At 58.4% G+C, this 26,997-nt stretch carries 28 protein-coding genes and 2 tRNA genes; 16 read left to right on the top strand and 14 right to left on the bottom strand.

The window, feature by feature from the left end; all coding sequences use genetic code 11:
* Positions 1 to 51: 51 nt before the first annotated feature.
* Genes rbsC through rbsD form a run of 3 tightly spaced genes read right to left on the bottom strand, consistent with a single transcriptional unit; the run spans position 52 to position 2,943 of the window.
* Positions 52 to 1,017: a ribose ABC transporter permease gene (gene rbsC / locus ABD827_RS02215; protein ID WP_298717413.1), complete on the bottom strand. Its 966-nt coding sequence runs from the start codon at positions 1,015 to 1,017 to the stop codon at positions 52 to 54.
* Entirely contained in the window at positions 1,014 to 2,516 is a 1,503-nt protein-coding gene (gene rbsA / locus ABD827_RS02210; RefSeq protein WP_344961937.1) for a ribose ABC transporter ATP-binding protein RbsA, read from the bottom strand. The genes rbsC and rbsA overlap by 4 nt, the downstream gene beginning before the upstream one ends.
* A 7-nt stretch (positions 2,517 to 2,523) precedes the next feature.
* Complete coding sequence (gene rbsD, locus ABD827_RS02205) at positions 2,524 to 2,943, bottom strand: D-ribose pyranase (protein WP_344961935.1); 420 nt, start codon at positions 2,941 to 2,943, stop codon at positions 2,524 to 2,526.
* A gap of 276 nt (positions 2,944 to 3,219) precedes the next feature.
* Between rbsD and miaE the strand changes: the two genes are divergently transcribed.
* On the top strand, positions 3,220 to 3,996 hold the full coding sequence (gene miaE, locus ABD827_RS02200; RefSeq protein WP_344961934.1) for a tRNA isopentenyl-2-thiomethyl-A-37 hydroxylase MiaE: 777 nt from the start codon (positions 3,220 to 3,222) through the stop codon (positions 3,994 to 3,996).
* Positions 3,997 to 4,430: 434 nt separating this feature from the next.
* Here the strand turns inward: miaE and ABD827_RS02195 are convergent, their stop codons facing one another.
* From ABD827_RS02195 to pspF, 6 genes are read right to left on the bottom strand one after another with little or no spacing between them, the layout of a single operon-like run.
* Positions 4,431 to 5,237: a peptide ABC transporter ATP-binding protein gene (locus ABD827_RS02195; protein ID WP_344961932.1), complete on the bottom strand. Its 807-nt coding sequence runs from the start codon at positions 5,235 to 5,237 to the stop codon at positions 4,431 to 4,433.
* Positions 5,234 to 6,235: a peptide ABC transporter ATP-binding protein gene (locus ABD827_RS02190; protein WP_344961930.1), complete on the bottom strand. Its 1,002-nt coding sequence runs from the start codon at positions 6,233 to 6,235 to the stop codon at positions 5,234 to 5,236. Before ABD827_RS02190 ends, ABD827_RS02195 begins: the two co-directional genes overlap by 4 nt.
* Positions 6,235 to 7,128 (bottom strand): ABC transporter permease subunit, encoded by an 894-nt coding sequence (locus tag ABD827_RS02185; protein WP_344961929.1) that lies wholly within the window; start codon positions 7,126 to 7,128, stop codon positions 6,235 to 6,237. Before ABD827_RS02185 ends, ABD827_RS02190 begins: the two co-directional genes overlap by 1 nt.
* Complete coding sequence (locus tag ABD827_RS02180) at positions 7,112 to 8,074, bottom strand: ABC transporter permease (protein ID WP_344961927.1); 963 nt, start codon at positions 8,072 to 8,074, stop codon at positions 7,112 to 7,114. Before ABD827_RS02180 ends, ABD827_RS02185 begins: the two co-directional genes overlap by 17 nt.
* Before the next feature lie 2 nt (positions 8,075 to 8,076).
* The gene (gene sapA, locus ABD827_RS02175; RefSeq protein WP_344961925.1) at positions 8,077 to 9,678 is read right to left on the bottom strand and encodes an ABC transporter substrate-binding protein SapA; all 1,602 of its coding nucleotides are present in this window, start codon (positions 9,676 to 9,678) and stop codon (positions 8,077 to 8,079) included.
* 2 nt (positions 9,679 to 9,680) lie between these two features.
* Complete coding sequence (pspF, locus tag ABD827_RS02170) at positions 9,681 to 10,682, bottom strand: phage shock protein operon transcriptional activator (protein ID WP_344961923.1); 1,002 nt, start codon at positions 10,680 to 10,682, stop codon at positions 9,681 to 9,683.
* A 206-nt stretch (positions 10,683 to 10,888) separates the two neighbouring features.
* Here pspF and pspA point away from each other — a divergent pair, with 206 nt between their 5' ends.
* The 7 genes from pspA to ABD827_RS02135 all read left to right on the top strand — a co-directional run bounded on the left by pspA (position 10,889) and on the right by ABD827_RS02135 (position 16,061).
* Complete coding sequence (gene pspA / locus ABD827_RS02165) at positions 10,889 to 11,557, top strand: phage shock protein PspA (RefSeq protein WP_344961921.1); 669 nt, start codon at positions 10,889 to 10,891, stop codon at positions 11,555 to 11,557.
* The gene (pspB, locus tag ABD827_RS02160) at positions 11,557 to 11,790 is read left to right on the top strand and encodes an envelope stress response membrane protein PspB (protein WP_298717446.1); all 234 of its coding nucleotides are present in this window, start codon (positions 11,557 to 11,559) and stop codon (positions 11,788 to 11,790) included. The genes pspA and pspB overlap by 1 nt, the downstream gene beginning before the upstream one ends.
* A complete protein-coding gene (pspC, locus tag ABD827_RS02155) occupies positions 11,775 to 12,164 on the top strand; it encodes an envelope stress response membrane protein PspC (protein ID WP_344961919.1) in 390 nt (129 codons plus the stop codon). The genes pspB and pspC overlap by 16 nt, the downstream gene beginning before the upstream one ends.
* 5 nt (positions 12,165 to 12,169) lie before the next feature.
* Positions 12,170 to 13,579, top strand: a complete 1,410-nt coding sequence (locus ABD827_RS02150; protein WP_425567958.1) for a YcjX family GTP-binding protein — start codon at positions 12,170 to 12,172, stop codon at positions 13,577 to 13,579.
* Positions 13,576 to 14,577: a YcjF family protein gene (locus ABD827_RS02145; RefSeq protein ID WP_344961916.1), complete on the top strand. Its 1,002-nt coding sequence runs from the start codon at positions 13,576 to 13,578 to the stop codon at positions 14,575 to 14,577. The genes ABD827_RS02150 and ABD827_RS02145 overlap by 4 nt, the downstream gene beginning before the upstream one ends.
* A gap of 281 nt (positions 14,578 to 14,858) precedes the next feature.
* Positions 14,859 to 15,146: a hypothetical protein gene (locus tag ABD827_RS02140; protein WP_344961914.1), complete on the top strand. Its 288-nt coding sequence runs from the start codon at positions 14,859 to 14,861 to the stop codon at positions 15,144 to 15,146.
* 252 nt (positions 15,147 to 15,398) lie between these two features.
* Positions 15,399 to 16,061, top strand: coding sequence for a tellurite resistance TerB family protein (locus ABD827_RS02135; RefSeq protein ID WP_344961911.1), 663 nt, complete (start codon positions 15,399 to 15,401; stop codon positions 16,059 to 16,061).
* Between the two features lie 19 nt (positions 16,062 to 16,080).
* Here the strand turns inward: ABD827_RS02135 and ABD827_RS02130 are convergent.
* Together ABD827_RS02130 and ABD827_RS02125 are read right to left on the bottom strand one after the other, a co-directional pair.
* Positions 16,081 to 16,156: transfer RNA gene (locus ABD827_RS02130), tRNA-His, on the bottom strand.
* A gap of 6 nt (positions 16,157 to 16,162) precedes the next feature.
* Positions 16,163 to 16,239, bottom strand: a tRNA-Arg gene (locus tag ABD827_RS02125).
* 185 nt (positions 16,240 to 16,424) lie between these two features.
* Here ABD827_RS02125 and folD point away from each other — a divergent pair.
* Positions 16,425 to 17,282 (top strand): bifunctional methylenetetrahydrofolate dehydrogenase/methenyltetrahydrofolate cyclohydrolase FolD, encoded by an 858-nt coding sequence (gene folD, locus ABD827_RS02120; RefSeq protein ID WP_298717462.1) that lies wholly within the window; start codon positions 16,425 to 16,427, stop codon positions 17,280 to 17,282.
* A gap of 35 nt (positions 17,283 to 17,317) precedes the next feature.
* Positions 17,318 to 18,136: an ion transporter gene (locus tag ABD827_RS02115; RefSeq protein WP_298717465.1), complete on the top strand. Its 819-nt coding sequence runs from the start codon at positions 17,318 to 17,320 to the stop codon at positions 18,134 to 18,136.
* Between the two features lie 75 nt (positions 18,137 to 18,211).
* Here ABD827_RS02115 and ABD827_RS02110 read toward each other — a convergent pair whose 3' ends face one another.
* The 3 genes from ABD827_RS02110 to cysS all read right to left on the bottom strand — a co-directional run bounded on the left by ABD827_RS02110 (position 18,212) and on the right by cysS (position 20,687).
* The gene (locus ABD827_RS02110; RefSeq protein WP_344961908.1) at positions 18,212 to 18,589 is read right to left on the bottom strand and encodes a hypothetical protein; all 378 of its coding nucleotides are present in this window, start codon (positions 18,587 to 18,589) and stop codon (positions 18,212 to 18,214) included.
* Between the two features lie 297 nt (positions 18,590 to 18,886).
* A complete protein-coding gene (locus ABD827_RS02105) occupies positions 18,887 to 19,174 on the bottom strand; it encodes a hypothetical protein (protein WP_344961906.1) in 288 nt (95 codons plus the stop codon).
* Between the two features lie 133 nt (positions 19,175 to 19,307).
* Positions 19,308 to 20,687, bottom strand: a complete 1,380-nt coding sequence (cysS, locus tag ABD827_RS02100; protein ID WP_344961904.1) for a cysteine--tRNA ligase — start codon at positions 20,685 to 20,687, stop codon at positions 19,308 to 19,310.
* A 145-nt stretch (positions 20,688 to 20,832) separates the two neighbouring features.
* Between cysS and ABD827_RS02095 the strand changes: the two genes are divergently transcribed.
* The 6 genes from ABD827_RS02095 to ABD827_RS02070 all read left to right on the top strand — a co-directional run.
* Positions 20,833 to 21,330: a peptidylprolyl isomerase gene (locus tag ABD827_RS02095; protein ID WP_344961902.1), complete on the top strand. Its 498-nt coding sequence runs from the start codon at positions 20,833 to 20,835 to the stop codon at positions 21,328 to 21,330.
* A 245-nt stretch (positions 21,331 to 21,575) separates the two neighbouring features.
* Complete coding sequence (gene lpxH / locus ABD827_RS02090) at positions 21,576 to 22,316, top strand: UDP-2,3-diacylglucosamine diphosphatase (RefSeq protein ID WP_344961900.1); 741 nt, start codon at positions 21,576 to 21,578, stop codon at positions 22,314 to 22,316.
* Complete coding sequence (locus ABD827_RS02085; RefSeq protein ID WP_344961898.1) at positions 22,313 to 22,684, top strand: diacylglycerol kinase; 372 nt, start codon at positions 22,313 to 22,315, stop codon at positions 22,682 to 22,684. The genes lpxH and ABD827_RS02085 overlap by 4 nt, the downstream gene beginning before the upstream one ends.
* A gap of 171 nt (positions 22,685 to 22,855) precedes the next feature.
* Entirely contained in the window at positions 22,856 to 24,067 is a 1,212-nt protein-coding gene (locus ABD827_RS02080; RefSeq protein WP_344961896.1) for a M24 family metallopeptidase, read from the top strand.
* A 228-nt stretch (positions 24,068 to 24,295) separates the two neighbouring features.
* Positions 24,296 to 26,050, top strand: a complete 1,755-nt coding sequence (locus tag ABD827_RS02075; protein ID WP_344961894.1) for a BCCT family transporter — start codon at positions 24,296 to 24,298, stop codon at positions 26,048 to 26,050.
* Between the two features lie 408 nt (positions 26,051 to 26,458).
* Positions 26,459 to 26,997: aminopeptidase P family N-terminal domain-containing protein (locus ABD827_RS02070; RefSeq protein WP_344961892.1), on the top strand; the 539-nt coding region annotated here is incomplete at its 3' end.

Here is a 26,997-nt window from a genome sequence, read left to right as displayed (position 1 = left end):
GTTGCCTCTGAACCCGAGGTTAAAATGATCAGATGTTTATTCAAATGGGTATTATTTGTGCTTATTGTCGACCAGTACCGCCAGCAGGATCACCGAGGCCTTGGCGATCATCTGATAGTAGGAAGACACATCCAGCAGGTTGAGGGCGTTGTTCAGAAAACCGATGATCAGCGCCCCGATCAGGGTACCCATGATGGCGCCCTTGCCGCCGGCCAGGCTGGTGCCACCCAATACCACGGCGGCAATGGCGTCCAGCTCGTAGGTGGTGCCGGCGGTGGGCTGGGCCGATGACAAACGGCTGGTGACGATAATGGCGGCCAGGGCCGACAGCATGCCACAGATGGCATAGACGCCCATCTTGACCCGGGCGACGTTGATTCCCGACAGTCGTGCCGCCGCTTCGTTACCGCCCACCGCATAGATATAGCGGCCAAAGCGGGTGTGGTTGAGCAGATACCAGGCGCCGAGAAAGGTCATGGCCATCAGCCACACCGGTACCGGTATGCCGAACACATAGCCGGTGCCGAACCAGGAGAAGATGTCGCCCGCATCGGTAAAACCGGTGGAGATGGGGCGACCATCGGTATAGACCATGGTCACGCCGCGCAGCAGGGTCATGGTGACCAGGGTGGCAATAAAGGCCTGTACCCGGCCCTTGGCGACGATGAGGCCGCTGACGCCACCGAGGGCAAAGCCGGCCAGCAACACCGCCGGCAGGGTGATGAAAATGGACAGCTCCATCGACACCATGCTGGCGGCAAAGGCGCCGCACAGCGCCAGTACCGAGCCCACGCTTAGATCGATGCCGGCGGTGAGGATCACCAGGGTCATGCCCACGGCAATAATGGCGTTGACCGAGGTCTGACGCAGTATGTTGAGCAGGTTGTCAACGGTGAAAAAGTTGGGGCTCAGTGCAGAAACCACCGCGATCAGCACCAGCAGGGCAATCAGCGATTTCTGGGCAATCAACCATTCCTTGCTGAACCAGCGGCGGCTATTAATGGCGGGGGAGTTCATGCATCTTCCTCTTGTTGAGTCTGACCTACGGCGGCGGCCAGCAGTTGTTCCTGCGTCGCGGCGGTGGCGTTGAATTCACCGGCAATACACCCTTCGTGCATCACCATGATACGGTCACTGATCCCCAGCACTTCCGGCATATCGGACGACACCAGAATAATGGCCATGCCTTCCTGCTTGAAACGGTTGATCAGCTGATAGATTTCTTTCTTGGCACCCACATCGACGCCGCGGGTCGGCTCGTCGAGGATCAATACTTTGGGACGGGTCATCAGCCCCTTGGCGATGGCCACCTTTTGCTGGTTGCCACCGGACAGGTTGCCGATCAGCTGTTCCCGGCCCGGGGTACGGATCTTGAACAACGAAATAAACTCGTCCACGGCACCGCGTTCGGCCTGGTGATCGAGCTGGGGGCCCCGGCTCAGCTGGGCCAGTGCCGACAGGCTCATGTTGATCTTGACCGACAGGTCCAGCACCAGACCATCGCCCTTGCGGTCTTCTGAAATATAGGCGATACCGGCGGCCAGCCCCTGTTGCGGGCTGTTGGCGGCATAGGGTTTGCCCGCCAGCCAGACCTGGCCTCCGGTACGGGGCAGGGCACCGTACAGGGTCTTGACCAGCTCGGTACGACCGGCGCCCATCAGGCCGGAAAAGCCCAGGATCTCTCCCTCGTGCAGGCTGAAACTGACGCCGTTGATCCCGGTGCCGCTCAGATCTTTTACCTTCAACACCTCCGCCCCCTGAGGAACGCGAATGCGCGGGTATTGCTCGTCCAGCTTGCGGCCGACCATCATTTCGATCAGCCGGTCTTCGTCGATATCGCTGACCGCGTCTTCACCGATCCATTTGCCATCGCGCAGTATGGTGACCCGATCGCAGATCTCGAAGATCTCCTTTAGTCGATGAGAGATATAGACGATACCGCAGCCGTCGGCCCGCAGCTCTTCAATCACCCGGAACAGGGCGCGGGTTTCGGTATCGGTCAGGGCATCTGTGGGCTCGTCCATGATGATGACGTCGGCCTTGAACGACAGCGCCTTGGCGATTTCCACCATCTGCTGGGCGCCGATGCTGAGATCACCGACCCGGGTCTTGGGCGACTGGCGGATCTGCAATCGATCCAGCAGTACCTGGGCGTCGGCGTAGAGTCGGGTCCAGTCGATTTTGCCGAAGGCATTCACCGGCTCGCGACCGAGAAAGATGTTCTCGGCAATGGTCAGCTCGTTCAGCAGGTTCAACTCCTGATGAATGATGCCGATACCGGCCTGCTGCGAGTCGCGCGGGCCCTTGAAGTGACAGGGCCGGCCACGATAACGGATCTCGCCGGCATCCGCCTGATAGATACCGGTCAGCACCTTCATCATGGTGGATTTTCCGGCGCCATTCTCGCCCATCAGCGCCATTACCTGGCCCGGATACACGTTGAGTCCGGCCTGATCCAGCGCCTTGACGCCGGGAAAGGCCTTGTCGATGCCGGATAGAGACAATATGGGTTCCATGCTCACCTCAGAAAGGAACGCCGCAGCGCAGTATGATGTTGGCGTAAGGAGTGCATTCGCCGGTGCGCACCACGGCGCGAGCGCAGGCATTTTGCCGCTTGAACGCCACGTGGCTGATGTAGCTTACCGCTATGTCCCGGCCCTGAGTCTGGCCGGCCTCGGCCAGCTGGCTCAGCAATTGTTGGTGCAGTTCGGGACTGGCGGTTTTAATTTCTTCCGCCAGCACCACCGACTCCAGCTGCAATTCACTCAGCAGCGCCGCCAGTACCGGCTGCAGGCCGGGTAACCCCGGGCTGACCGCCAGATCGATACGCTCGGGACCGGCGGGAATGGGCAGGCCCGCATCGGCCAGCACTATTTCGTCAGTATGGCCGACGCCGGCGACCAGCGCGGATAAATGACTGTTAAGCAAGGTGGTTTTCTTCACGGTATCGCCTTGTTCTGGAGCTGAAACGCTCCGAAAATTAACCAGAAATGGTGAGCGAAACGGTTACGCAATCGATTCGATGGTCAATTGTAGACAATAAATCCGTATTTTGTGTAAGTGTAGTAAGGGAAACGTGAGGCAGATCACAGAAGCCGATTCGCCAGACCGCCCCACCGTTGGCGCCATTATTCGGACTGTTGTTGGCCGTACGAATTGATAAAATAGCGGCATCAACCCCATTGAACCTCGCCGTCAGGCCGGGGACAGGTACTTATTTTGCACCCACATTCACTGAATTCAGAGCTTGGCCAGTTGCTGGCGCCCATTCATGTCTTTCTGCAGTGTGATACTCCCGATGAATGGATAGCCGAGGCACGAAAGCCGGAACAGCTGGCCGCGCTGCTGGTGGATCATGCCAACTGCGAAATGAAGGCGGCGATGAGTGCCCACAGCCTGGTACGCCGTTATTGTCTGCCGAAAGAAAAACGCAAATTGTTGCCCAATCTGGACTTTTACAAGACGCTCGACGCCCTGCCGGAAAAAGGCGAGGTGTTGGGCAAGCAGACCCTGCTGGATGAAAACCGGCGGGTGTTCGACGAGCTGGCCAAGAACGATCTGCTGGTGAAAATGGTGCGACTGATCCAGGAAGAATTGCATCATTTCGAGCAGGTGCTGGAGATCATGGCCGCCAGAAACATCGAATACAGCAGCCTGTCGGCGTCCGGCTATGCCCGTGGTCTGTTGCAGCATGTGCGCACCCACGAGCCGGCGGCCATCGTCGATCGGCTGATCATCGGTGCCTATATCGAGGCGCGTTCCTGTGAACGCTTTGCCCGGCTGGCGCCCTATCTGGACGAGGAACTGAACCGGTTTTATATCTCGCTGTTACGTTCGGAGGCGCGCCATTATCAGGACTATCTGACCCTGGCCGCCGACTACAGCGGCCAGAATATCGATGAACGGGTAGCCTTTTTTGGCGCGAGGGAAGCGGAGCTGATACAGGCGCCCGACGAGGTACTGCGTTTTCACAGTGGTGTACCAGTGGGTAGCTGAGTAATACCGATCGTAGCTGAGTAATACCGATCAATGTCGGACAAAGGGTCTGCTCCACTGACCCGCTTCAGACGAATGACACTCACCGTTTCAGCCTGCTGCGAACATTCACCGGATATTCGGTCAGGCTGAAACAGCTCGTCACGGCGAGACAAGCTCGCCCCCTCTGCGCTCAGCACATGACGTCCTGTCATGTGATGGTCGCTGGAGTTGGACCCTTCATCCGCTCCTATGCTACGGCATCGCCTGTGGGGGCGACCTGCAGACAACTCGGTGCTTAAGAAGAGGGAACAGAGATGGCCTCCCACGACCGTGAAATGCCAGGGACGGCATTTCCGAGCTTACACGGATGTACTCGTAGCGTGTCGAGGGAGGCGGCTCTGTTGCCTCTGACGCTCTTTGGCCGAAGTGTAACGCTTAAACCCGATGGCTGATCAGCGCTTCATATCCCGGTGGTGCCAGCGGTATTCGTTGTTGTAATTCTGCAGCAGGCGCAAGCCCTGCTCGCTCTGGGGGTTGGTCAGCACCTTGTGGGTGGGGCCGGCTTCCACCACATGGCCCTCGTGCATCAGTATCACCTGATCGCTGATATGGCGTACCACCCCCAGATCGTTGGCTACCAGCACGTAGGATAATCCCAGCCGGCTTTGCAGGCTGAGCAGCAGGTTGATGATCTGCGAGCGCACCGAAATATCCAGGTTGGAGATGGCCTCGTCGGCGACGATGATCTTGGGGGAGAGGATCAGCGCCCGGGCCAGCGCCACCCGTTGTTTCTGACCGGTGGAAATCATCTGCGGATAAAAGTGGTAGTGATCCGGCAGCAGCCCCACCATGCGCAGGGTATCCAGCACCAGGGCTTCACGTTGTTCGGCATCCAGGCCCGTGTTCAGGATAAGCGGGGTTTCCAGAATCTGGCCGATGCGGCTGCGAGGGTTGAGCGAGGTGTTGGGATCCTGAAAAATCATCCGCAGCAGCTGGCAGCGTTTCTTGTCGTCGCCCGGCTCTATTTTTTCACCGTCGATGTAAATGCTGCCCTTGGTCGGGGGCATTACCCCGGCCAGCACCCGGGCCAGTGAGCTTTTTCCGGAACCCGAATCGCCCATCACCGCCAGGGTCTGGCCCCGTTCCAGGGTAAAAGACAGCGGGTGGAAGGCGGTTTTGCTGACCTTGCGAAACAGGCCGCTGTGGCTCACGAACACCTTGCTGAGATTATCGACCTTGAGCAGTGGCACCTGGCTCATTTGGACTTACCTTCTGGCATGTTGAGCGGAAAGTGGCAGTAATAGGTCTGCCCCTTGATCTTGGCCAGGGGGGGCGTTATCACGCACTGCTTCTGGGCCTTGGGACAACGCGGGCCCAGCCGGCAGCCGATGGGCAGGCTCTGCAATGGCGGTATGACCCCCGGCAGTATGTTGAGCCGGGACTTGTGCGGCAGGCTGCCGTCCAGATCCGGCATCATCTGCAGCAGGGCGGCGGTATAGGGATGACGTGGCCGGGTCAGGATTTTATCCCGGGTGCCGGACTCCACCGCCTGGCCACAATACATCACGGTCAGGTTGTCGGTCAGCTGGGCAAAGGTGGTCAGATCGTTGCTGATCAGCAGTATGGTGGTACCCGACAGTTTGTTGACCCGTTCCAGCAGCCGCAGTATCTGGGCCTGATTGGAGGCTTCCATGGCGTTGGTCGGCTCATCCGCCACCAGCAGCTTGGGCTGATTGGCAATGGCCATGGCGATCATCACCTTCTGGCAGAGCCCTTCCGACAGCTCGAAGGGGTAGGCATTCATCACTACTTTTGGCTCGCGAATGCCCACCCGGTGCAGCAGTGCGGTCGCCTGCTTGCGGCGCCAGTACCAGCGTTGCCACCATTTACCCTGAAAACTGCGTGCAGGAATGGCCTCGACCAGTTGGGCGCCGATTTTCTCGGACGGATCCAGACAGCTGGACGGCTCCTGAAATACCATGGCGATATCCCGCCCCATGATCCGTCGTCGCTCCTTGTGGGACAGGCTGAGCAGGTCGATATTGTCGAGATACATGCGGTCGGCGGTCACCCGCCAGGTGTCTTTGGCGATGCCGACGATGGTCTCGGCCACCAGGCTCTTGCCCGAGCCGGACTCGCCGACCAGGCCGCGGATTTCGCCATCGGCCAGGGTCAGGCTGAATTTATCCACCGCCTTGACCAGTCCCTGGGGCGTTTCAATTTCGATGGTGAGATTGCGAATATCGAGCAGCGGCATCAGTCCATTACCTCGTTAATGGCCTGGCGCAGGCCTTCACCCACCATGTTGACCACCAGTACCGACAGCAGTATGGCCAGCCCCGGCAGGGTGACCGTCCAGGGCGCTAGATAGACCAGCTCCATGGCGTCCGACAGCATGGCACCCCATTCGGGGCGGGGCGGTTGGGCGCCCAGGCCAAGAAAGCCCACGGCGGTAATGTCCAGAATGGCGGAAGAGAGCCCGCGGGTGGTCTGGCTGACGACGGTGTCGCTCAGGTTGGGCAGGACCCCAAATCTGAGTATACGCCAGCGGGTGCCGCCATCCAGGCGCAGGGCGGTAATGTATTCCTTCTGCATTTCGTCGGACACGGCGTTATAGATGGCGCGGGTAAACTGCGGGGTCAGCGCCAGGGTAATGGCGATCAGGGTATTGAACAGCCCGGGTCCCAGAATGGCAACGAAGATGATGGCCAGCAGCAGCGAGGGGATCGACAGCAGGGTGTCGAGAAAATGGTTGAGAATGCTGGCCTTGAAGCCCTTGCTCATGCCGCCGACAATGCCGATACAACCGCCGACCAGCAGCGCCACCAGTACCGCCAGTATGGCGTTGCCGAAGGTGAGGCGGGCACCAAACACCAGCCGGGACAGCATGTCGCGGCCCAGATCGTCGGTGCCGAGAAAAAAGTCGATATTGCCGTCGTCGGCCCAGGACGGCGGCATCAGCAGCGCCTGGCTGAACTGCTCGTAAGGGGCGTAAGGCGCGATCCAGGGCGCGAGCAGGGTCATCAGTGACAGCAATACCAGGCCCCACAACCCAATCATGGCCAGGGTATTCTTGCGAAACAGCTCCCAGGCCTGCTCGCGCGGCGAGCGGACATGCAATTCCGGATAGATATTAGCTCTGCCGGGCATAAATCGCTCTCCTTCTGGCGGGATAAATCAGGGTGGAAAGCACCTCCACGGCGGAGCTGGCCACTATGGTGAAGGTGGCGATGGCCAGGGTGCCGCCCTTGATGGCGGCATAATCCTGCAGCGCGATACTGGTCACCAGCCAACGGCCCAGACCGGGCCAGTCGAACACGATTTCGGTCATGATGGCCGAGGTCAGCACGGTACCGAATTGCAGCCCCAGGGTGGGAATGGCCATGGGGAAGGCGTTGCGCAGGCCGTGGCGCAGTATGACCTGGGTTTCACTCAGTCCCTTGGTCAGGGCGGCGCGAATGTAGTTTTGTTTGAGTACTTCCAGCAAGGCACTGCGGATCTGGCGAATCACTTCGGTGGTCGGCACTATGGCCAGCACCAGCGCCGGCAGTATCAGATGGCGAAGGGCGTCGAGAAAGGCGGGCCAGCGATACTGACTGTCGGTGAGCAGGGTATCTATGGTCATGATACCGGTTATCTGTTTCACCTCGTACAGCAGGCTGAGCTGACCCGATACCGGCAACCAGCCCAGGTTGAGCGAGAAAAACATCACCAGTAACAGACCCAACCAGAACACCGGTACCGAGTAGCCGATGAGGGTGCCGGTGAGGATCAGGGTGTCTTGCCAGCGGCCCTGACGCAGGGCGGCCAGAGTGCCAATGGGGACCCCTACCAGCATTGACAAGGTAAAGGCGGCCAGGCACAGCTCCAGGGTAGCGGGAAAATACTGGCCAAGCGCCCCCAGCACCGGCAGACCGGTGGCGCTGGAAATACCGAAGTCGCCGGCCAGCAGCAGTTGCATAAAGGCCAGGTAACCGGGCCAGAAATCGTCCGGGTCATCGATCATGACCTGAAACTCCAGCACATAGGCCACCAGAGTCAGCATCAAGAGGGTGGTCAGCAGCAGGCCGAGGCGCCGTAACAGATAACGCAGCATCATTACTCCTTGTAGGCCCGATGAAAGGCAACGCTGCTATAGGGGAGCAGACGCAGTCCCTTGACTTCTTTACGGAAGGCCTGCAGCCGCTGGCTGTGCACCAGCGGTATCACCGCCATGTCCTGATAGGCCAGCTGTTGCGCCTGCTGATAATAGCCGATACGGCGGGTCAGCTGCGGTTCGGTCAGTGCCAGCTCCAGTTGTTGTTCAAACAGCGGGTGACACCAGCGGCTGGCGTTGGTGCCGGCGGCAATGGCCTGGCAGCTGAGCAGATTGCGCAGCATGTTATCCGGATCCGGGGTGTCGGCGGACCAACCGGTCAGCACCGCATCCTGATTTCCTGCCAGCAGCTCGCGGCGCAGTATCTGTTCTTCCAGGCTGAGCAGCTTGACCCGAATGCCCAGCTCGGCCAGCCGGCGCTGGATCAGCTGGCCGGTTTTCAGGCTGTCCGGGTTGTAGGTGCGCGCACCGGAAGGCACCAGCAGGGTCATGTCGAAGCCGTTGCTCAAACCGGCCTGCGTGAGCAGCCAGCGGGCCCGGCCTTGATCCGGCTGCGGCATCAGCAGCTTGGCATCATGGCCCCAGGACACCGGCGGCAGCAACGACTCGGCCAGCGCACCGATATCGAAGTATACCGCCTGCAGAATATCCGTTCTGCTCAGCGCCAGGCTCAGGGCCTTGCGCACCCGGATATCATCGAAGGGCGCTTTCTGGGTATTGAGCGCCAGTACCGCCACGTTCATGCCGGTGGCGTAGCTCAGGGCCAGCTCGGGGTGTTGTTTAATCACCGACAGCTGACTGGTGGCCGGATGGGCCATGACATCGCATTCACCGGTCAATAGTTTGGCCAGCCGCTTGGACGAGGTCGGCGTAATGTCGAACACTAGTTGCGCCAGTCGGGCGCTGCCGCGCCAGTAGTCGGGATGGCGATGGTAGCGGATAAACTCGTCGGGTCGGTACAGCTTCAGCATAAAGGGCCCGGTACCGACCGGTTGTTGATCGATTCGTTCGGGATGGCCGGCGGCCAGCAATTGTGCCCCGTATTCAGCCGACAGTATAACCGCATAGTCGGTGGCCAGGTTGGTCAGAAAGGAGGCGTTGGGGCGACTGAGCACAAATTCCACTTCGTGTTCGCTCAAGGCCCGCACCTCGCGAACCAGCTCCGGCCAGCCGATGCTGTCGAAAAAGGGGTAACGGCCCCCGCTGACCGCATGATAGGGGTGTTGCGGGTCAATCAGGCGGGAAAAGGTAAAGACCACGTCGTCGGCGGTCAGTGGTCGGCCGGGGCTGAACCAGCCGGTGTGATGAAAGGTCACGTCGGGGCGCAGGGTAAAACGATAGCGCAGGCCATCGTCGCTGCGTTCCCATTCGGTGGCAAGCGAAGGTATCGGGTACTGGCTGTCCGGGGTGATATCCAGCAGCCGGTCATACAGCTGATGAGCGGTGGCGTCCAGGGTCTCGGTGGAGGTAACCAGTTGCGGATTAAAGGTGAGCGGCGTCCCTTCTATGCAATAGAGCAGACTTTCCTGTGCCAGTTGTCGGTTGCCGCCATCACAGCCTGCCAGTAGCAGGGTAGTCAGCAGGCTCCAGAGCCATAAACGCATGCTTAATCCTTGAGGTCTTCCTGCTCGCCTGCCGGCAGCAGGGAAGCATATTTACGCAGCAAGCCACGCAACTGATGATAACTCAGGCCCAGCAGCTCGGCGGCCTGGCGCTGATGATAACGGGTCTGCTCCAGGGCGAGCGTGAGCAGCCTGACTTCTTCCCGGGCCAGATGCGCCTTGAGATCGAGCGGCAGCCGGGTCTCGGCCTTGTTCGAGGTCGGCATGGTCGGGCGCCAGGGCGAGGCAAAGGGATCCAGATACAAGTCGCTCAGCGCTACCTCCGGCCGGCCATGATGATACAGGCTGCGCTCAATCACGTTCTTGAGCTCCCGCACATTGCCCGGCCAGGGATGGGCCAGCAGTTGCCGGCGCACAGCCGGGGTAAAGCCGGCAAACAGCGGCCAGCCCAGTTCCATGCACAGGGTCACGGCAAAATGCTCGGCCAGGCGTAGAATATCGTCATCCCGGGCTCGCAGGGGCGGCAATGTAACCACATCGAAGGCCAGTCTATCAAGCAGATCGGCGCGAAAATCCCCCTTTTGCGAAAGCCCGGGCAGATCCTGATTGGTGGCACACACCAGCCGGACATCGACCGAGACGGACTGACTGCCGCCGACCCGCTCGAATTCGCCGTATTCGATCACCCTGAGCAGCTTTTCCTGCACCCGGGGGCTGGTGCTGGCCAGCTCGTCAAGAAACAGGGTGCCGCCATCGGCACGCTCGAAGCGGCCCTGATGGCGCTTCTGGGCGCCGGTAAAGGCGCCGGCCTCGTGGCCGAACAACTCGCTTTCCAGCAGCGTCTCGGCGAGGGTGGCGCAATTGAGGGAGATAAAGGGTTGCTGCCAGCGGGGCGACAGATAATGCAGCCGGTGGGCGATCAGCTCCTTGCCGGTGCCGCGCTCGCCCACCACCAGTATCGGCTTGTTCAGCGGCGCCAGCAGCGACACCTGCTCCAGTATAGCGAGCAGGGCATTGGACTGGCCAATCAGCTCATTGTCGGTCATGGCACACCAAAGTGGCGAAATTTGCTAAATAATAGCGTTATTAGCCGATGTCGGCCAATGACGAATCCAGTCTTTTTATAATTTTTATCTATATTTCAAATGATTAGTGAACTCTGTCTGATTGGCACATAACTTGTTACGTAAAGAGGAGGAAGGCAAGACGCTCCGAGTCTTGTTCTATCATCGGTATCGAGGAGACAAACACCATGAGCATATTTTCCCGACTGGCGGACATCATCAACGCCAATCTCAACTCCCTGCTGGACAAGGCCGAAGATCCGGCCAAGATGGTACGGTTGATCATTCAGGAAATGGAAGACGAGCTGGTGCGCGAGCGCTCCAACCTGGCCCGCTTTCTGGCCGAGAAAAAAGACGTATTGCGCCAGATTGAACGTCACCGCGAACGGGTGGCTGAATGGCAGGGCAAGGCCGAGCTGGCGCTGAGCCGCGAGCGTGAAGATCTGGCCCGGGCCGCGCTGCTGGAAAAAAGCAAGCAGAGCGAGCTGCTCAAGGCACTGGAGCATGAACACGAGGCGGTGGCCGAAGGCATTAATAAACTGTCGGAGGCCATCGGCGCGCTGGAAGCCAAGCTGGTCGACGCCCGCTCTCGCCAGCAGGCGATGCAGTTGCGCGAACGCAGTGCCCAGAGCCGCATCAAGGTACAGGAGCGGGTACGCCACAGCGAAACGTCCTCGTCGGTCGACAAATTCGATCGCATGGAGCGTAAAATAGATGAGCTGGAATCACGGGCGGATCTGTACAGCCAGAGCAAGGGACTGGAGCAGTCTTTTGCCGAACTGGAGGTAGATGATGCCATTAACCGTGAGCTGGACACGCTGAAAGCCAACATGAACAAGAAGAGTGAGGAACGCTGATGTCGGAGCTGGCCTGGGCCCTGGTGGCCCCCCTGAATATCTTTCTGTTTCTGGTGGTGCCTATCTGGCTGGTGCTGCATTATCGCAGCAAGCGCCGGCTCGATGAAGGACTGGACGAGACTGCCCGTCAACGCCTGGAGCAGAGTCTGACCCAGGCGGAACAACTGGCCGAACGGGTCACCACCCTCGAGCGGCTGCTGGATCAGGAGGTGCCCGGATGGCGTCAACCTTGATAAATCTGTATCGCGACAAACGCAACGGCAAGCTCGGCGGCGTTTGTGCCGGCATTGCCCGCAAGGCCGAGGTCGAGCCCTGGCTGGTGCGGGTGCTGGCGCTGACCGGCCTGGTGTTTGCCAGTTTTCTGACCTTTGTGCTTTATATTGCCGCCTGGCTGTTACTGGAAGACAGGCCGGAGGCAGAAGAGGCGGAGCGGTCTCATGTCAAAACCGCCGGTTGGCAGTCGGGCCTGTCGCCGCAAGAGGCGTTGACCCGGTTGGACAGCCGCTTGCAGCAGCTCAATGGCCGAGTGGCCAAAATGGAGCAACTGCTGACTTCGCGGGAGTTTCGACTGCGACGGGAGTTCAATGATTTGAGTAAAAACAAATGAGCAAGATGCCACTGGATCAGTGGCGCAACTCACATTGGCGAAATAAGGCCGGCGCCTGGGTGCAGCGGGGGCTGGATCAACGCATCAGGCTGGCGGTGACCGGGCTGAGTCGCAGCGGTAAAACCGCCTTTATCACCAGTCTGGTCAACCAGCTGGAACATGCCGGGCTCGATGCCCGGCTACCGCACTGGCCCCCGGCGGCGGAAGGGCGCCTGCTCGGCATACAGCGGGTGCCCAGCCGCCATCATCATGTGCCGGCCTTCGGTTACGAGGCGGCACTGAATCAGCTGTCAGCCACGCCGTCCTGCTGGCCCGAGCCCACCCGGGGTATCAGCGAAATCACCCTCGCCATTCGCTATCGGCCCAAAAACCGGCTCAAGCGCAAGCTGCAGGACACCGCCACCCTCTATCTGGAAATTGTCGACTACCCGGGGGAATGGCTGCTGGACCTGCCGTTGCTGGGCATGAGCTATGCCCAGTGGAGCGAGCAACAGCGCCTGTTGCTGCAGACGCCGGCGCTGGCCGGGCTGGCCACGCCCTGGTTGCAGGCCGGGGCAAAATTGGCCGCCGACAGCCCGGCCGACGATGGCAAACTGGTGCCGCTGGCGGCGGCCTACACCCAATGGCTGCACGACATCAAGCGCGAATGCGGCGCCTATCTGGTGCAACCGGGGCGCTTCATTCTGCCCGGCGAATACCGGGATGCGCCCATGCTGCAGTTTGTGCCCTGGGTATGGGATGAGGTGCCGGGCGGGCTGAATGACAGCCACCATTACGGCATGATGGCCGCGCGTTTCGAGCATTATAAAAAGCACCTGGTGCAGGGCTTTTACAAGGACTTTTTCGCCGGCTTCGACCGCCAGATAGTGCTGGTGGACTGCCTGACGCCGTTGAATCGCGGCCCCGACAGCTTTGCCGACCTGCGCCGGGCGCTGGACGCCATACTGCAGAGCTTTGAATACGGCAAAAGCGGCTGGTGGCAACGACTGTTTGCCCCACGGATCGACAAGCTGCTGTTTGCCGCCACCAAGGCCGATCATCTGACCCCGGATCAGCACGGTCGGCTGGCGACCCTGCTCGGTACCCTGGTACGGGGTGGGCATCGCCACGCCCGCTTGTCCGGTATCGACATTCATACCCTGGCGCTGGCGGCGATTCGTGCCACCAGCAGCGGCCAGGTCAGCCATAAAGGCGAGACCATACCGGCGCTGCAGGGCCGGCGGCTGGACAATCAGGACGCGGTGGCGCTGTACCCGGGCGAGGTGCCCGAGTCGTTACCCGAAGAGGCCTTCTGGCAGCAGCAGGGTTTCGATTTTACCGAATTCGCCCCGCCCGAATGGCAGCCGGAACAACCGCTGCCGCATTTGCGTCTGGATCAGGCGCTGGCGTTCCTGTTGGGAGACAAGTTATCGTGAATTTGAAAAGCAAGGTGATCCTGGACCAACCCCTGCAACAACCGGAGCCGAAGGCGCTGCGGCCGAGTCAGCCACTGGAGCAGGACGACTTTATCGCCCTGGACGAAACCCCGGAGCCGATGCTGGCCGACAGCCTGCGGCCCGGTCGTCGGCACTGGCTGTGGTGGAGCGGCATCGGTCTGTTGCTGACCCTGTTACTGGTGCATTCCGTCCTCGGCCTGTGGCAGACCTGGCAGGACAACCGCCTGCTCGGTGCGGCCTGGAGCCTGGCCATTGCCCTGCTGGCGCTGGCGGCCCTGGGTCGCTTGTGGCGCGAGCTCAGGCTGCTGCGCACCCTGGAGCGGGTATCTCGCCAGCAGGCACGAGCCGAGCAGCTGCTGGCCGAGCAGGGCAGTGGTCGGGCCCGGGCATTCTGCGAACAACTGGCCGCCCGCAGTGGCTTGCAGCAGACCGATGCCTTTCAGGACTGGCAGCAGAGTCTGACCGACCAGGAGCAGGATGCCGAAGTGCTGACGCTTTACAGCCGGCAGGTGCTGAGCGTACAGGACCGGCAGGCCCGGGCGCGGGTGCTGAAATGGTCCGGCGAGGCGGCGGTCATGGTGGCGGCCAGCCCGTTGGCGGCGGTAGACATGCTGCTGGTGCTGTGGCGTAACCTCAAGATGATTGAAGACATCAGCCAGTGTTACGGCATTCGTCTGGGCGGCCTGAGCCGACTGCGGCTGATCCGCCAGGTATTGCATCACATGCTTTATGTGGGCGTGTCGGAGGCGGCCATCGATGCCGGCATGGACTTGCTGGGGCTGGAGCTGGCCGGGCGGCTGTCGGCCCGGGCCGGGCAGGGGGTGGGCGCCGGTTTGCTCACCGCCCGCCTCGGGCTGCAAACCATGAGCCTGTGTCGGCCCGTGCCCTGGCAGGGCGACGAGAAAAAGCAGTTGGGCGGTATTCGTCGTGCACTGATCGACAAGGTCGCCCGGCTGATGACCCACAGCGGACAATAAGGCTGGCATCTGTCAGTTAAGCGTAAAACGGAATCAATTGACTTCCCACCGACACGCCGTAAACCCATCCCTGGGGACTCTGCTGCGCCATCCATGGCGCAGAAGGTCGGTTTGAAAGCCAATCGCTCCCGTTAACTGAACGCTGTTAGGCAATAAGGCGATATTCTTCAGCCATGCGACAACGACTCAACCCGATACGAGCCCTGTGGTCTGCCTATGGTAGGCTACGGGGTCTATTGACTCTTCATCTCACCACACAAAACGGTACGGTAGACACTACTATGAACTTTAAAGAATTCCACGCCTCACTCAGCCAGCCGACACCGCCGCAGGGGCTGTCCGATGCCCTTACTGCCTTGTGGCTGGACGCCAATGGCCAGTGGGAGGCGGCGCACGATCGGGTGCGTGACAACAGCGACCAGCCTTCGGCCTGGGTTCATGCCTATCTGCACCATGTAGAAGGCGTGCTGTGGAATGCCGACTACTGGTACGGCCGCGCCAAGAAAAAGCGCCCGAATTGTACCACGCGGGAAGAATGGCAGCAGATAGCCCAGTCGCTGCTGGATTAAGCGCTTGATACCGCTCCCGGCAGGTATCAAAAAGACGACATGTTTAATCCGTTGGGTAAGTAATGCTGCATAACAGGTGTGGTTCTGTCGTCATTCCCGCGAAGGCGGGAATCCAGGGCCTGTGGCGCAGATTTGTCAGCCTGCGCTTCTCCTGCAAAGACACTGGACCCCCGCCTTCGCGAGGGTGACGAGAAAAAAAAGCTAGCCCCAGTATCCACATAAGTTATGAGATATTACTTATAAGGAGATGATATGAAAGTAGACAAGTTGATTGGCCAGTTTCTGGGTGGCAATGGCCGCCCGGGCAAAGGGAGCGGTTTTGGCAAGGGTGCCGCCACCGGCGGTATTCTCGGGCTGCTGCTTGGCAGCAAGAAGGGCCGCAGCATGGCCGGTAGCACCATCAAGTATGCGGGGCTGGCCGCCGCCGGCGCCATGGCCTGGAAAGCCTATCAGGGCTGGCAGCAGAACCGAAGCCCGGCCGAAGCCCGCCCCGTGACCGGGGACGACGTGCAGCAGCTGGATCCGCGCTTTTCGCCGCAGAGTGCCGCCGCCAACGGCGAGTCGTTCCAGATTTCCTTGATGCGCGCCATGATAGGGGCCGCCAGGGCCGACGGCCACATCGATGCCGCCGAACAGGCGCATATCTTCGAACAGGTCGAGCAGATGGGGCTGGCCGCAGAAGAAAAGGCGATGGTGTTCGATATGCTGTCGGCGCCGGTGTCACTGGCGGACATTTGTGCGTCGGCCAAGGGTACCGAGCAGGCGGCAGAGTTGTATCTGGCCTCACGGCTGGTGATCGATCCGGATCAGGCGGCGGAGCGAGCTTATCTGGAGGCACTGGCGCACAGGTTGAATATACCGACCGATTTGGTGGCGCATCTGGAGCGACAGGTACAGCAGGGAATGGAAGAGTAGAAAAATACAGCGTATCAAATGGGGTGACCGACGGGGCTCGAACCCGCGACAACCGGAATCACAATCCGGGACTCTACCAACTGAGCTACGGTCACCAAAGATGGCGCGCCCTGCAGGACTCGAACCTGCGACCACCCGCTTAGAAGGCGGGTGCTCTATCCAGCTGAGCTAAGGGCGCTTTTCTGACATTAGGCGGCAGCAGGGCTGCGGCGTAACGGGGCGGGATGATACCTATTTGACTTGCGTCGGTCAACGGCTTTATCCCACCGGGAGCACCGAGCGAAAGCCGCGGGCGCTTGCTTATCAAAGCCGGGAAAAAATGCGACAATTGCCGCAGGTTTATAAAGGTGAGAATCAACGCAGATGTCAGCTCAAATAATCGATGGAAAAGCGATTGCACAGGCGGTACGCAACCAGGTGGCCGAACGTGTGGCCGAACGCACCCGTGCGGGCAAACGCGCGCCGGGTCTGGCGGTGATACTGGTCGGTGCCAATCCGGCTTCCCAGGTCTATGTCGGCAGCAAACGCCGGGCCTGTGAAGAAGTCGGGTTTATTTCCAAGTCTTACGATTTACCCAAGGAAACCACAGAGCAGCAACTGCTGGAACTGATTGACGAGCTGAACCAGGACGCCACCATAGACGGTATTCTGGTGCAACTGCCGCTGCCGGCCCATATCGACAGCACCCCGGTGATAGAGCACATTCATCCGCACAAAGATGTGGACGGCTTTCATCCCTACAATATCGGCCGTCTGGCCCAACGCATACCGGCACTGCGCCCCTGTACCCCCAAGGGCATCATCACCCTGCTGGAGCGTAGCCATATCAAGACCCATGGCCTCAATGCCGTGGTGGTGGGCGCGTCCAATATCGTCGGTCGCCCCATGACGCTGGAGCTGCTGCTGGCCGGCTGCACCACCACTACCTGCCACCGCTTCACCGAAGATCTCAAGGCCCAGGTGGCAAGGGCCGATCTGCTGGTGGTGGCGGTGGGCAAGCCGCATTTTATTCCCGGTGACTGGATCAAGCCCGGCGCCGTGGTGATCGACGTGGGCATCAACCGGCTGGACGACGGCCGTCTGGTGGGCGATGTGGAATATGCGGTGGCCGCCGAGCGCGCCTCCTATATTACCCCGGTGCCTGGCGGCGTGGGCCCGATGACGGTGGCCTCCTTGATAGAAAACACCCTGATCGCCTGTGAACGCTATCATGATCAGTAAACACCCTTCATAAACACAGTCAGTAAGGACAGCGGATGCGGTGGCCCGACAAGGATGTGCTCTATACGGTAATCTTCGGCACCGAAACCCCGGCGGGTCGCCGCTTCGATATTGCCCTTATTGTCACCATACTGCTGTCTATCGTGGTTTTGCTGCTGGACTCGATAGGTTCGGTTCGAGCGCAATACGGCACCGTGATTTACGGGGTGGAATGGGCCTTTACCCTGGCCTTTACCATTGAATACGGCGTACGGATCTACTGCTCCCAGAACCGGCTCGCCTACGTCCGGAGTTTTTACGGCATTATCGACCTGCTGGCGGTAATGCCGACCTATCTGGCCATTTTCATTCCCGGCGCCAGCTTTCTGATGATCATCCGTCTGCTGCGGGTGTTGCGGATTTTCCGCATTCTCAAGCTGATCCGCTACGTCAACGAAGCCAATGTGTTGTTGCGTTCACTCAATCAGAGCCGGCGCAAGATACTGGTGTTCTTCAGCAGCCTCTTCATTCTGGTGACCCTGTTCGGCTCGCTGCTCTATGTGGTGGAAGGGCCGGAAAACGGTTTTACCAGTATTCCCGTCAGTATTTACTGGGCCATCGTCACCATCACCACCGTCGGCTTTGGCGATATCACCCCGCAAACGCCGCTGGGTCAGGCCATTGCCGCCGTGACCATGCTGATGGGCTACGCCATTATCGCGGTGCCTACCGGTATTCTCAGTGCCGAGCTGGGGCGGGAAATGTGGCGCGAATACGAACACCGCCATTGCCCCCAGTGTGACAAGGGCGGGCACGACAGGGATGCCAATTATTGCAAATATTGCGGCGGAGAAATGGAGCCACCGCAGGAGTAACGATGGTCTGTGTGTGAAGAGCAATAAAGGGAGCCGAGGCTCCCTTTTGTTTGGTTATTACGCTGTGTCGAGCGATTACTCTTTGTTGTCTTCCATCAGCGCGTCCAGCTTGCGATCGGCTTCGGCCGCTACGTCATCCATGGCTTGTTCCATTTCGGCTGCCGCATCGTCCATGGCCTGATCCATTTCGGCTGCCTGTTCGCTGGCGGCATCCTTGACGCTATCGGCGGCTTCATCCAGCTGCTCGCCCATTTCTTCCATGGTGCCCTGCTCTTCCACGCCCAGAGCTTCTTGTGCTTCGTCGGCCATTTCCTGGCTTTGCTCCTGCACTTGCTCGATGGTTTCATCCATCTGTTCACCCGCTTGCTCCGCGTCTCCCTTGTTATCACAGGCAGCCAGGCCAAAGGTGGCAACAGAGGTCAGTAATAATACGTTAAGCCATGATTTTTTCATTTTCTGCTCCTCGCTGGGGATCGTTTGCGGCCGGGGCCGCCGTTGTGTTTTTACCTTACTAGTAATAGCCCAGACGGTGATGAAACAACAGCCGGTCAATGATTTAAAAACGGATGTTTATTTAAAAATAATCATATAAATCAGATATTAATGACAGGTTACGTCCCGGAATGACGTAAACAAAGCGGAATGGATAATCGCGGATATGACGAAGCGTGTCATCGGGTGGTTGAAAAACAGGCGGTGCGGGGGCAGCGAAGCCGCAGCAAACCGGACGGGGTCTGCTGCGGTGCGGATTTACGGCTGTTCCAGGGTGTTTTCCAGTATTTCGTCCAGCCGCTGCTGGGCTTCCTGCGAGGCTTCTTCCACCACGTGCTCGATTTCTTCTTTTTGCTGTTCAATCACTTCAGGCTCGGGTGAACTGGCCGGTGCTGGCGTTTCAACCTGTTGAGGCTCTGAGGATGAGACGGCGTTATCCAGCACCTGATCGATGTTGTCGCCGATATCACTCGCCGGGCCTTCAGGCTCACAGCCGGTCAGGCCGAGCAGGGCGGTCATTAATACGGCGGGAATAAAAATGCGCATGGCAAGGCTCCTTGAACTTGAAAGAGATAATGTCGGCCGTAAATAGCCGTTCAAAAAAACAGGGCGCCAATTATGGCGCCCATGATGATTTTTTCAATCTTCGCCGCAAGGGTGAATGAGTGAGAAGCGAGTCTTACTTACGACGCCAGCGGGTGCCCTCGGGGCCGTCTTCCAGCACTATGCCCATGGCGGTGAGGCTGTCGCGCGCCGCATCGGCGGCGGCCCAGTCCTTGTTCTTGCGGGCATCCAGGCGTGCCTGGATCAACCGCTCGATGTCGGCTACCTCGTCGTCGGCACCGGCATCGCCGCGCAGAAAGGTCTCGGGATCCTGGCTCAGCAGGCCCAGCACGCCGGCCAGCTCGCGCAGACGTCCGGCCAGGCCGGCGGCGGTGGCGTCGTCCTTGCCCTTGAGGCGGTTGATCTCGCGCGCCAGGTCAAACAGCACCGAATAGGCTTCGGGAGTATTGAAGTCGTCGTTCATCGCGACCTTGAAACGCTCGACAAACTCCTCGCCACCGGCCGCTTGTGTCACCGGCAGACCACGCAGGGCGGTATAGAAACGTTCCAGTGCGCTGCGCGCCTTGTTCAGGTTGTCGTCCGAATAGTTGAGCTGGCTGCGATAGTGGCCGGACAGCAGGAAGTAACGAATGGTCTCGCCGTCAAAATGGCCCAGCACGTCACGAATGGTGAAGAAGTTGCCCAGCGACTTGGACATTTTCTCCTGATCCACCATTACCATGCCCGAGTGCATCCAGGTGTTGACGTAGGGGCTGTGGTTGGCGCAGCAGCTCTGGGCGATTTCGTTTTCGTGGTGGGGGAACTGCAGATCGGAGCCGCCGCCATGAATGTCGAAATGCTTGCCCAGATGTTTGCCGTTCATGGCCGAACATTCGATGTGCCAGCCGGGGCGACCCGGGCCCCAGGGCGACTCCCAGCTCGGCTCGCCGGGCTTGGACGGTTTCCACAGCACGAAGTCGAGCGGGTTGCGCTTGCTCTGTTCTACTTCGACCCGGGCGCCGGCCTGTAACTGCTCCAGATTCTGGCCCGACAGCTTGCCGTAATCCTGGAAGCTGTTCACGGCAAACAGCACGTCGCCGCTGTCGGCCACATAGGCATGACCGTCTTCAATCAGGCTCTGCACCATATTGATGATTTCGGGGATATGCTGGGTGGCCTTGGGCTCGATGTCGGGGCGGGCAATGTGCAGGGCGTCAAAGTCCCGGTACATGTCATTGGTCAATCGTTCGGTCAGGGCATCGCAGCTTTCGCCGTTTTCGGCCGCCCGCTTGATGATTTTGTCGTCGATGTCGGTGATGTTACGCACAAAGGTCAGGTCAAAGCCCAGATAGCGCAGGTAACGGGTGACCACGTCGAAGGCGACGAAGGTGCGACCGTGACCGATATGACAGAGGTCGTAAATGGTGACACCACAGACGTACATGCCGACCTTGCCGGGTACCAGAGGGATGAATTCTTCTTTTTGTCGGGTCAGGGAATTGTAGATTTTCAGCATGAGTCCACGTCTTGGTGAAGGATATTGGTCGGTACGTATTGAACCTTTAATGGCCATTTGGTGCAAGCCTTGCGACCACAGGGGTTCGCTAAAGCGGCCGCTTGCGTTAAAATCGAGCTCTGAACCTACTATCTGGATAATTACTATGGTTACTCTGCACACCACTCACGGCGACATCACCCTGAACCTGTTTGCCGACAAGGCGCCGGAAACCGTTGCCAACTTCCTGCAATACTGCCGCGACGGCCACTACGACAACACCCTGTTTCACCGTGTGATCGACGGTTTCATGGTTCAGGGCGGTGGCTTCGGCCCCGGCTTTGAAGAAAAGGAAACCCGCGCCCCGGTACAAAACGAAGCCGACAACGGCCTGTCCAACAAGGTTGGCACCGTGGCCATGGCCCGTACCATGGAACCGCATTCCGCCACCGCCCAGTTCTTCATCAACGTCAACGACAACGACTTTCTGAACTTCAAGTCCGCCACCAGCCAGGGCTACGGCTACTGCGTGTTTGGCGAAGTGGTTGAAGGCATGGATGTAGTCAACAAGATCAAGGGCGTGGCGACCGGCACCCGCGGCTATGTGCACCAGGACGTACCCATGGACGACGTGCTGATCACCGGCGTGACCGTCAGCGAGTAAGTCTGTCTTCATGTCGTTGATTATCGTCATGGGCGATAAGCACCCGCGGCGAAATGTAAAGTAGCTAACGGGATAGACCGGCTTTCAAGCCGACCTTCTGCGCCATGGATGGCGCAGCAGAGCCCCCAGGGATGGGTTTACGGCGTGTCGGTGGAAAGTTGGTCTATCCCGTTTTGCCTCTTGAGGTAACCCTTACCTCGCCCCCTTGCGGGCATTGTTAATCTCTCTGAATCACGAGCCTGCCCTTGAACCAGACCACCCTCTTTATTGCCGACCTGCACTTGAGCCCCAGCCGGCCGGACATTACCGCCGCCTTTCTGCGCTTCATGCAGGAAGAAGCGAACCAGGCCGAGGCGCTGTATGTGCTGGGAGACCTGTTCGAATTCTCCATCGGCGACGACGAGCCCAGTGCGCTGAATGACGAAGTGGCCGCCGCCTTCAAGGCCTGCGCCGAGCAGGGCACACCTGTTTATTTCATTCACGGTAACCGGGACTTCATGGTCGGTCGTCGCTTTGCCCGCCAGGCGGGTATGACACTGTTGCCCGAGCACCAGGTAATCGACCTCTACGGCGAGCCGACGCTGATCATGCACGGCGATACCCTCTGTATCGACGACGCCGGTTATCAGCGCTATCGTCGCATCACCCGCTGGGGATGGCTGCAATGGCTGTTTCTGCGCTTGCCGCTCAGCCGGCGGATGCGAATTGCCGACGGCATTCGGGGCAAGAGCGCCGAATCCAAGGAAAACAAGGTGATGCAGGTGATGGATGTCAATCAGGGCGAGGTCGAGCGCCAGATGCGTCGTTACAAGGTGCGTTCGCTCATTCACGGCCATACTCACAGACCGGCCATCCACCAGCTGGATATTAACGGTCAGTCTGCTCGCCGTATCGTGCTGGGCGACTGGTATACACAGGGCAGCGTGCTGGCGGTCACTCCCCAAGGGGTGGAACTGCAGAGCCGGGCTTTTGAGGAGGCAAGATGAAACCAGGAAAAACAGGACTGTCACGCATCATCGCCGCCACCGGCTATTCATTGCAGGGGCTGAAAAGTGCCTATCGTCATGAAGCGGCCTTTCGCCAGGAATGCTGGCTGGTGGCGGTGCTGCTGCCGGTGGCGCTGATCTGGAGCCCGGGAGTGGTGAAAACCCTGCTGCTGATCGGCAGCCTGATGCTGGTGCCGATAGTGGAGCTGCTCAACTCGGCGATAGAGGCGGTGGTGGACCGTATCGGACCCGAACATCACGAGCTGTCGGGCCGGGCCAAGGACATGGGATCGGCGGCGGTGTTACTGACCATGCTGCTGATGGGGCTGATTTGGGGTCTGATCCTGCTCGATACCTTGTTTCTATGATGATGATTTCTTTCACTTAGTTAACAAGTCATTAACGTTGTTAATGGTTATATTTAAAGTATTCATTTCTGTTATGACAAGGCCGAACTTAGTATCAGGTCATGCGCTAGGTCCGGTTGTTTCAGCGGCGCAATCAACCCTGTTACTGTCATAGAGGAAGGAATCCTTACCATGCAAATGCCACAGACACTGAATATCCCCAACGGCGAAAAAGTCCAGGGCATGTTTTCCAAAGAAGAAATGGCCTCACGTCAGTCCAAGCTGCGCAGCTACATGGCTGCCAACGACGTAGACGCTGTGCTGTTTACCTCTTATCACAACATCAACTACTTCAGTGACTTCGTATATTGCCGCTTCGGTCGGGATTACGGTCTGGCCGTGACCCAGCACATTCACACCACCATTACCGCCAACATCGACGGCGGCCAGCCTTACCGTCGCAACGCCTTGGGCGACAACCTGGTGTACACCGACTGGCAGAAAGACAACTTCTTCCATGCAGTCAAGTCACTGATCGGCGGCGCCAAGCGCGTAGGTGTGGAATTCGACCACATCAACCTGCAAGCACTGGACAAGCTCAAAGCAGCCTTGCCGGAAGCCGAGTTCGTCGATATCGGCGTGCCCACCATGAAGATGCGCATGTACAAGTCGGCGGAAGAAATCGCCGTGATCAAGCAGGGTGCCCGGGTGGCTGATGTGGGCGGCGCCGCCATTCGTGACGCCATCGGTGTCGGTGTGCCGGAATACGAAGTGGCCCTGGCCGGTACTCAGGCCATGGTGCGTGAAATTGCCAAAACCTTCCCCCATGGCGAGCTGATGGACACCTGGGTGTGGTTCCAGTCCGGTATCAACACCGACGGCGCCCACAACCCGGTGACCAGCCGCAAGATTGAAGCCGGCGACATCCTCAGCCTGAACACCTTCCCGATGATCGGTGGTTACTACACGGCGCTGGAACGGACCCTGTTCAGCGAGCACGTGTCCGATCGTCACCTGGAACTGTGGGAACTCAACTGCAAGGTACACCGCCGCGGTCTGGAATTGATCAAGGCCGGTACTCGCTGCTGTGATATCGCTCACGAGCTGAACGAGATCTTCGCCGAGCAGGATGCGCTGCAATACCGCACCTTCGGTTACGGTCACTCCTTCGGCACCCTGAGCCACTACTACGGCCGTGAAGCCGGGCTGGAACTGCGTGAAGACATCGAAACGGTACTGGAGCCGGGCATGGTGGTATCGATGGAGCCGATGATCATGCTGCCGGAAGGCATGCCGGGCGCAGGTGGTTATCGTGAGCACGATATTCTGGTGATCAGCGATAGCGGAGTAGAGAACATCACCCGCTTCCCGTTCGGTCCGGAACACAATATCATTAAAGGCTAAGAACTGAGCCCATCCCCGAGCAGGGGGTGGGCTTTTTAGCTTCTTACAGTGGATAACTTTCTATATTGGCTTCATGTGCTAATTCCGGGGTCAGATTGTGTTGTGGCCCAGCAGCCATGATTGGGAAGGATCCTTTAAATACGAGTTTCCAATATCTTTATTATCCCTGCCGAATAAAACCAAAAGAATCATAAGGGTACCGATGAGTTAGCAGGGTAATAGAAGGTAATGGATAACGACAATAATAGAGAGGTAAGGCAGGTGACAAACAGTAAACCTGGACATAACAAACCGGGGGCTCATAAAGAATCGCTTGAGCCCCTTGTGGTTCCTCGATTCACCGGACGTGATCTACCTCCCATAGGCAGACTACTCATTCAGTTCACGCCTCCGCTCGCTATTATCGCACTGATTGTGATGGTGTTGAGGGGCCCGGATAGTGTGGCCGCCGTCATTTTTGATCTGCGAACCTATGTTACAAGTGGTTATACTTGGCTATTTATCCTTTTCTCGCTTTTTTCCGTGGCGGTATGCGCCTGGCTTGTTTTCAGCAAAATTGGCAAGCAGGTTCGTCTGGGCGGCCCCAATGCTAAAAAAGAGTACAATAACTTTGCCTGGTATTCGATGCTGTTTGCCTGCGGACAGGGCATAGGACTGATATTCTGGTCTGTTGCTCAACCGATTATGCTTCGCTATGAAAGTCCGGTGATCCAGGCATTGGAAGGTAATGTCGCCGGGGGCGGGATTGTCTGGGCTTATTTCCACTGGGGGTTCACCGCCTGGGCCATGTATTGCGTTGTGGCAGTCTGTCTGGCTTATTCGCATCACAACCTGGGCAAAACCCTGACGTTCCGGGAAGCCACCGTAGATATTTTGCCGCGATGGGCTCAGGGTGGTGCCGGCGTAGTCGTCGAGCTGCTGGCGATCATGGCCACGGTTCTTGGTTTGTCAACGTCTTTTGCCTTTGCGGCCATGCAGTTCTCTTCAGGGCTCAGCTCTTTTACCGGCGTGACTTCCAGTTCCACCATCTGGCTATTGGTCATTGTGGGTCTGGGGACGGCAACGGCCATCTCGGCTTTCTTCGGCATCAGCAAGGGTATGCGCCTGATCAGTGAAACGAACTCGATCCTGAGCATAGTGCTGGTGGTGGCTGCCCTGGTATTTGGCCCCACCTTGTTCATTATTTCCAACATGACCCAGACCTTTGGCTCTTATTTTACAAACTTTATACCAATGAGCTTCTGGACAGATGCCCCAAGTACCGTCGCTCCGCTGGAATCGTGGCAGCAGAGCTGGAATGGTTGGTGGACAGTGTTTATCTGGTGCTGGGTGATTGCCTTCTCACCTTTTGTTGCAGGTTTTATTGCCCGGATATCTCGTGGTCGCACACTTCGTGAGTTCGTGATCGGCGTGACCGTGATTCCTTCCCTGATCGTCATGGTATGGATTGGTGTGCTTGGATCTGCCGCCATTTACTACGATGATCAGACAGGAAATGGTATATCGGCAGCGGTGAGCGAAAATGTTTCCAGCGGGCTTTTTGTCATGCTGGAGTCGATCCCCTTCGTCGGTAGTATCCTTCTGGTTGTGGCAACCATACTGGTGGCAACTTACTATGTGACATCGTTGGACGCCGGTACCTATGCGCTTGCGGAGTTCGTATCTGCACCGCAACAGGCGGGGCCCTGGTTCAGAGTGGTTCTCGTTATCAGTATTGCTGCTGTTGCAACTGTGCTGCTGACAGTCGGGGGGAGCGGAGTCGTTGATACCGTTCAGACCGGAACCATTATTGGCGCTTTCCCCTTCTCTATTGTTATCTTGCTTATGATTGCAAACACAATCAGACGGCTCTTGAATAGAGACAAATCAATTAAAGAGCTGGAGAAAGTAGTAAATAATCCCGATCCACAGGTAGAGCTGACAGTTGATACTGATGGTGAAGCCAAGGTAACGACCAATGGCAGTCTGGTGACGAATAACTGATATTCACCATAGTCTGAATAAATGTTAATGGGCGGAACTTCTTCTGTTTGGTGCTATTAATTTGATAATCTGGCTATAGGTTAACATCTGGTCTGGCGGATATATTATCTGCCAGACCATTTTTTTGGTCGGCGTATGTTTCTGATAACAATTCTTCTGGAGGCGCAGTCATCCTTAGTCACCCTCTCATCTGAGTCGCGCTACGCGTGTCCTTACCCATTAGTCTGCTCCCGCAGATGTTTGATTGTTACTTTATATTATCATGTCATTAACATTGTTAATGATGGCATTTAAAGTATTCATTTCTGTTATGACTGAGCCCGGCTTAGTATCAGACCATGCGCGAAGCCCGATTGTTACAGCGGCGCAAATAACCCTGTTACTGTCATAGAGGAAGGAAGCCTTATCATGCAAATGCCACAGACACTGAATATCCCCAACGGCGAAAAAGTCCAGGGCATGTTTTCCAAAGAAGAAATGGCCTCACGTCAGTCCAAGCTGCGCAGCTACATGGCTGCCAACGACGTGGACGCGGTGCTGTTTACCTCTTATCACAACATCAACTACTTCAGTGACTTCGTCTACTGCCGCTTCGGTCGGGATTACGGTCTGGCCGTGACCCAGCACATTCACACCACCATTACCGCCAACATCGACGGCGGCCAGCCTTACCGTCGCAACGCCCTGGGCGACAACCTGGTGTACACCGACTGGCAGAAAGACAACTTCTTCTATGCGGTCAAGTCACTGATCGGCGGCGCCAAGCGCGTAGGTGTGGAATTCGACCACATCAACCTGCAAGCACTGGACAAGCTGAAAGCAGCCTTGCCGGAAGCCGAGTTCGTCGATATCGGCGTGCCCACCATGAAGATGCGCATGTACAAGTCGGCGGAAGAAATCGCCGTGATCAAGCAGGGTGCCCGGGTGGCCGATGTGGGCGGCGCCGC

Source organism: Oceanisphaera sediminis (genome assembly GCF_039539745.1).
Lineage (GTDB): Bacteria > Pseudomonadota > Gammaproteobacteria > Enterobacterales > Aeromonadaceae > Oceanimonas > Oceanimonas sediminis.
Note: the sequence above shows the minus strand (reverse complement) of the source record. Positions and strands in the feature narration are given on the sequence as shown.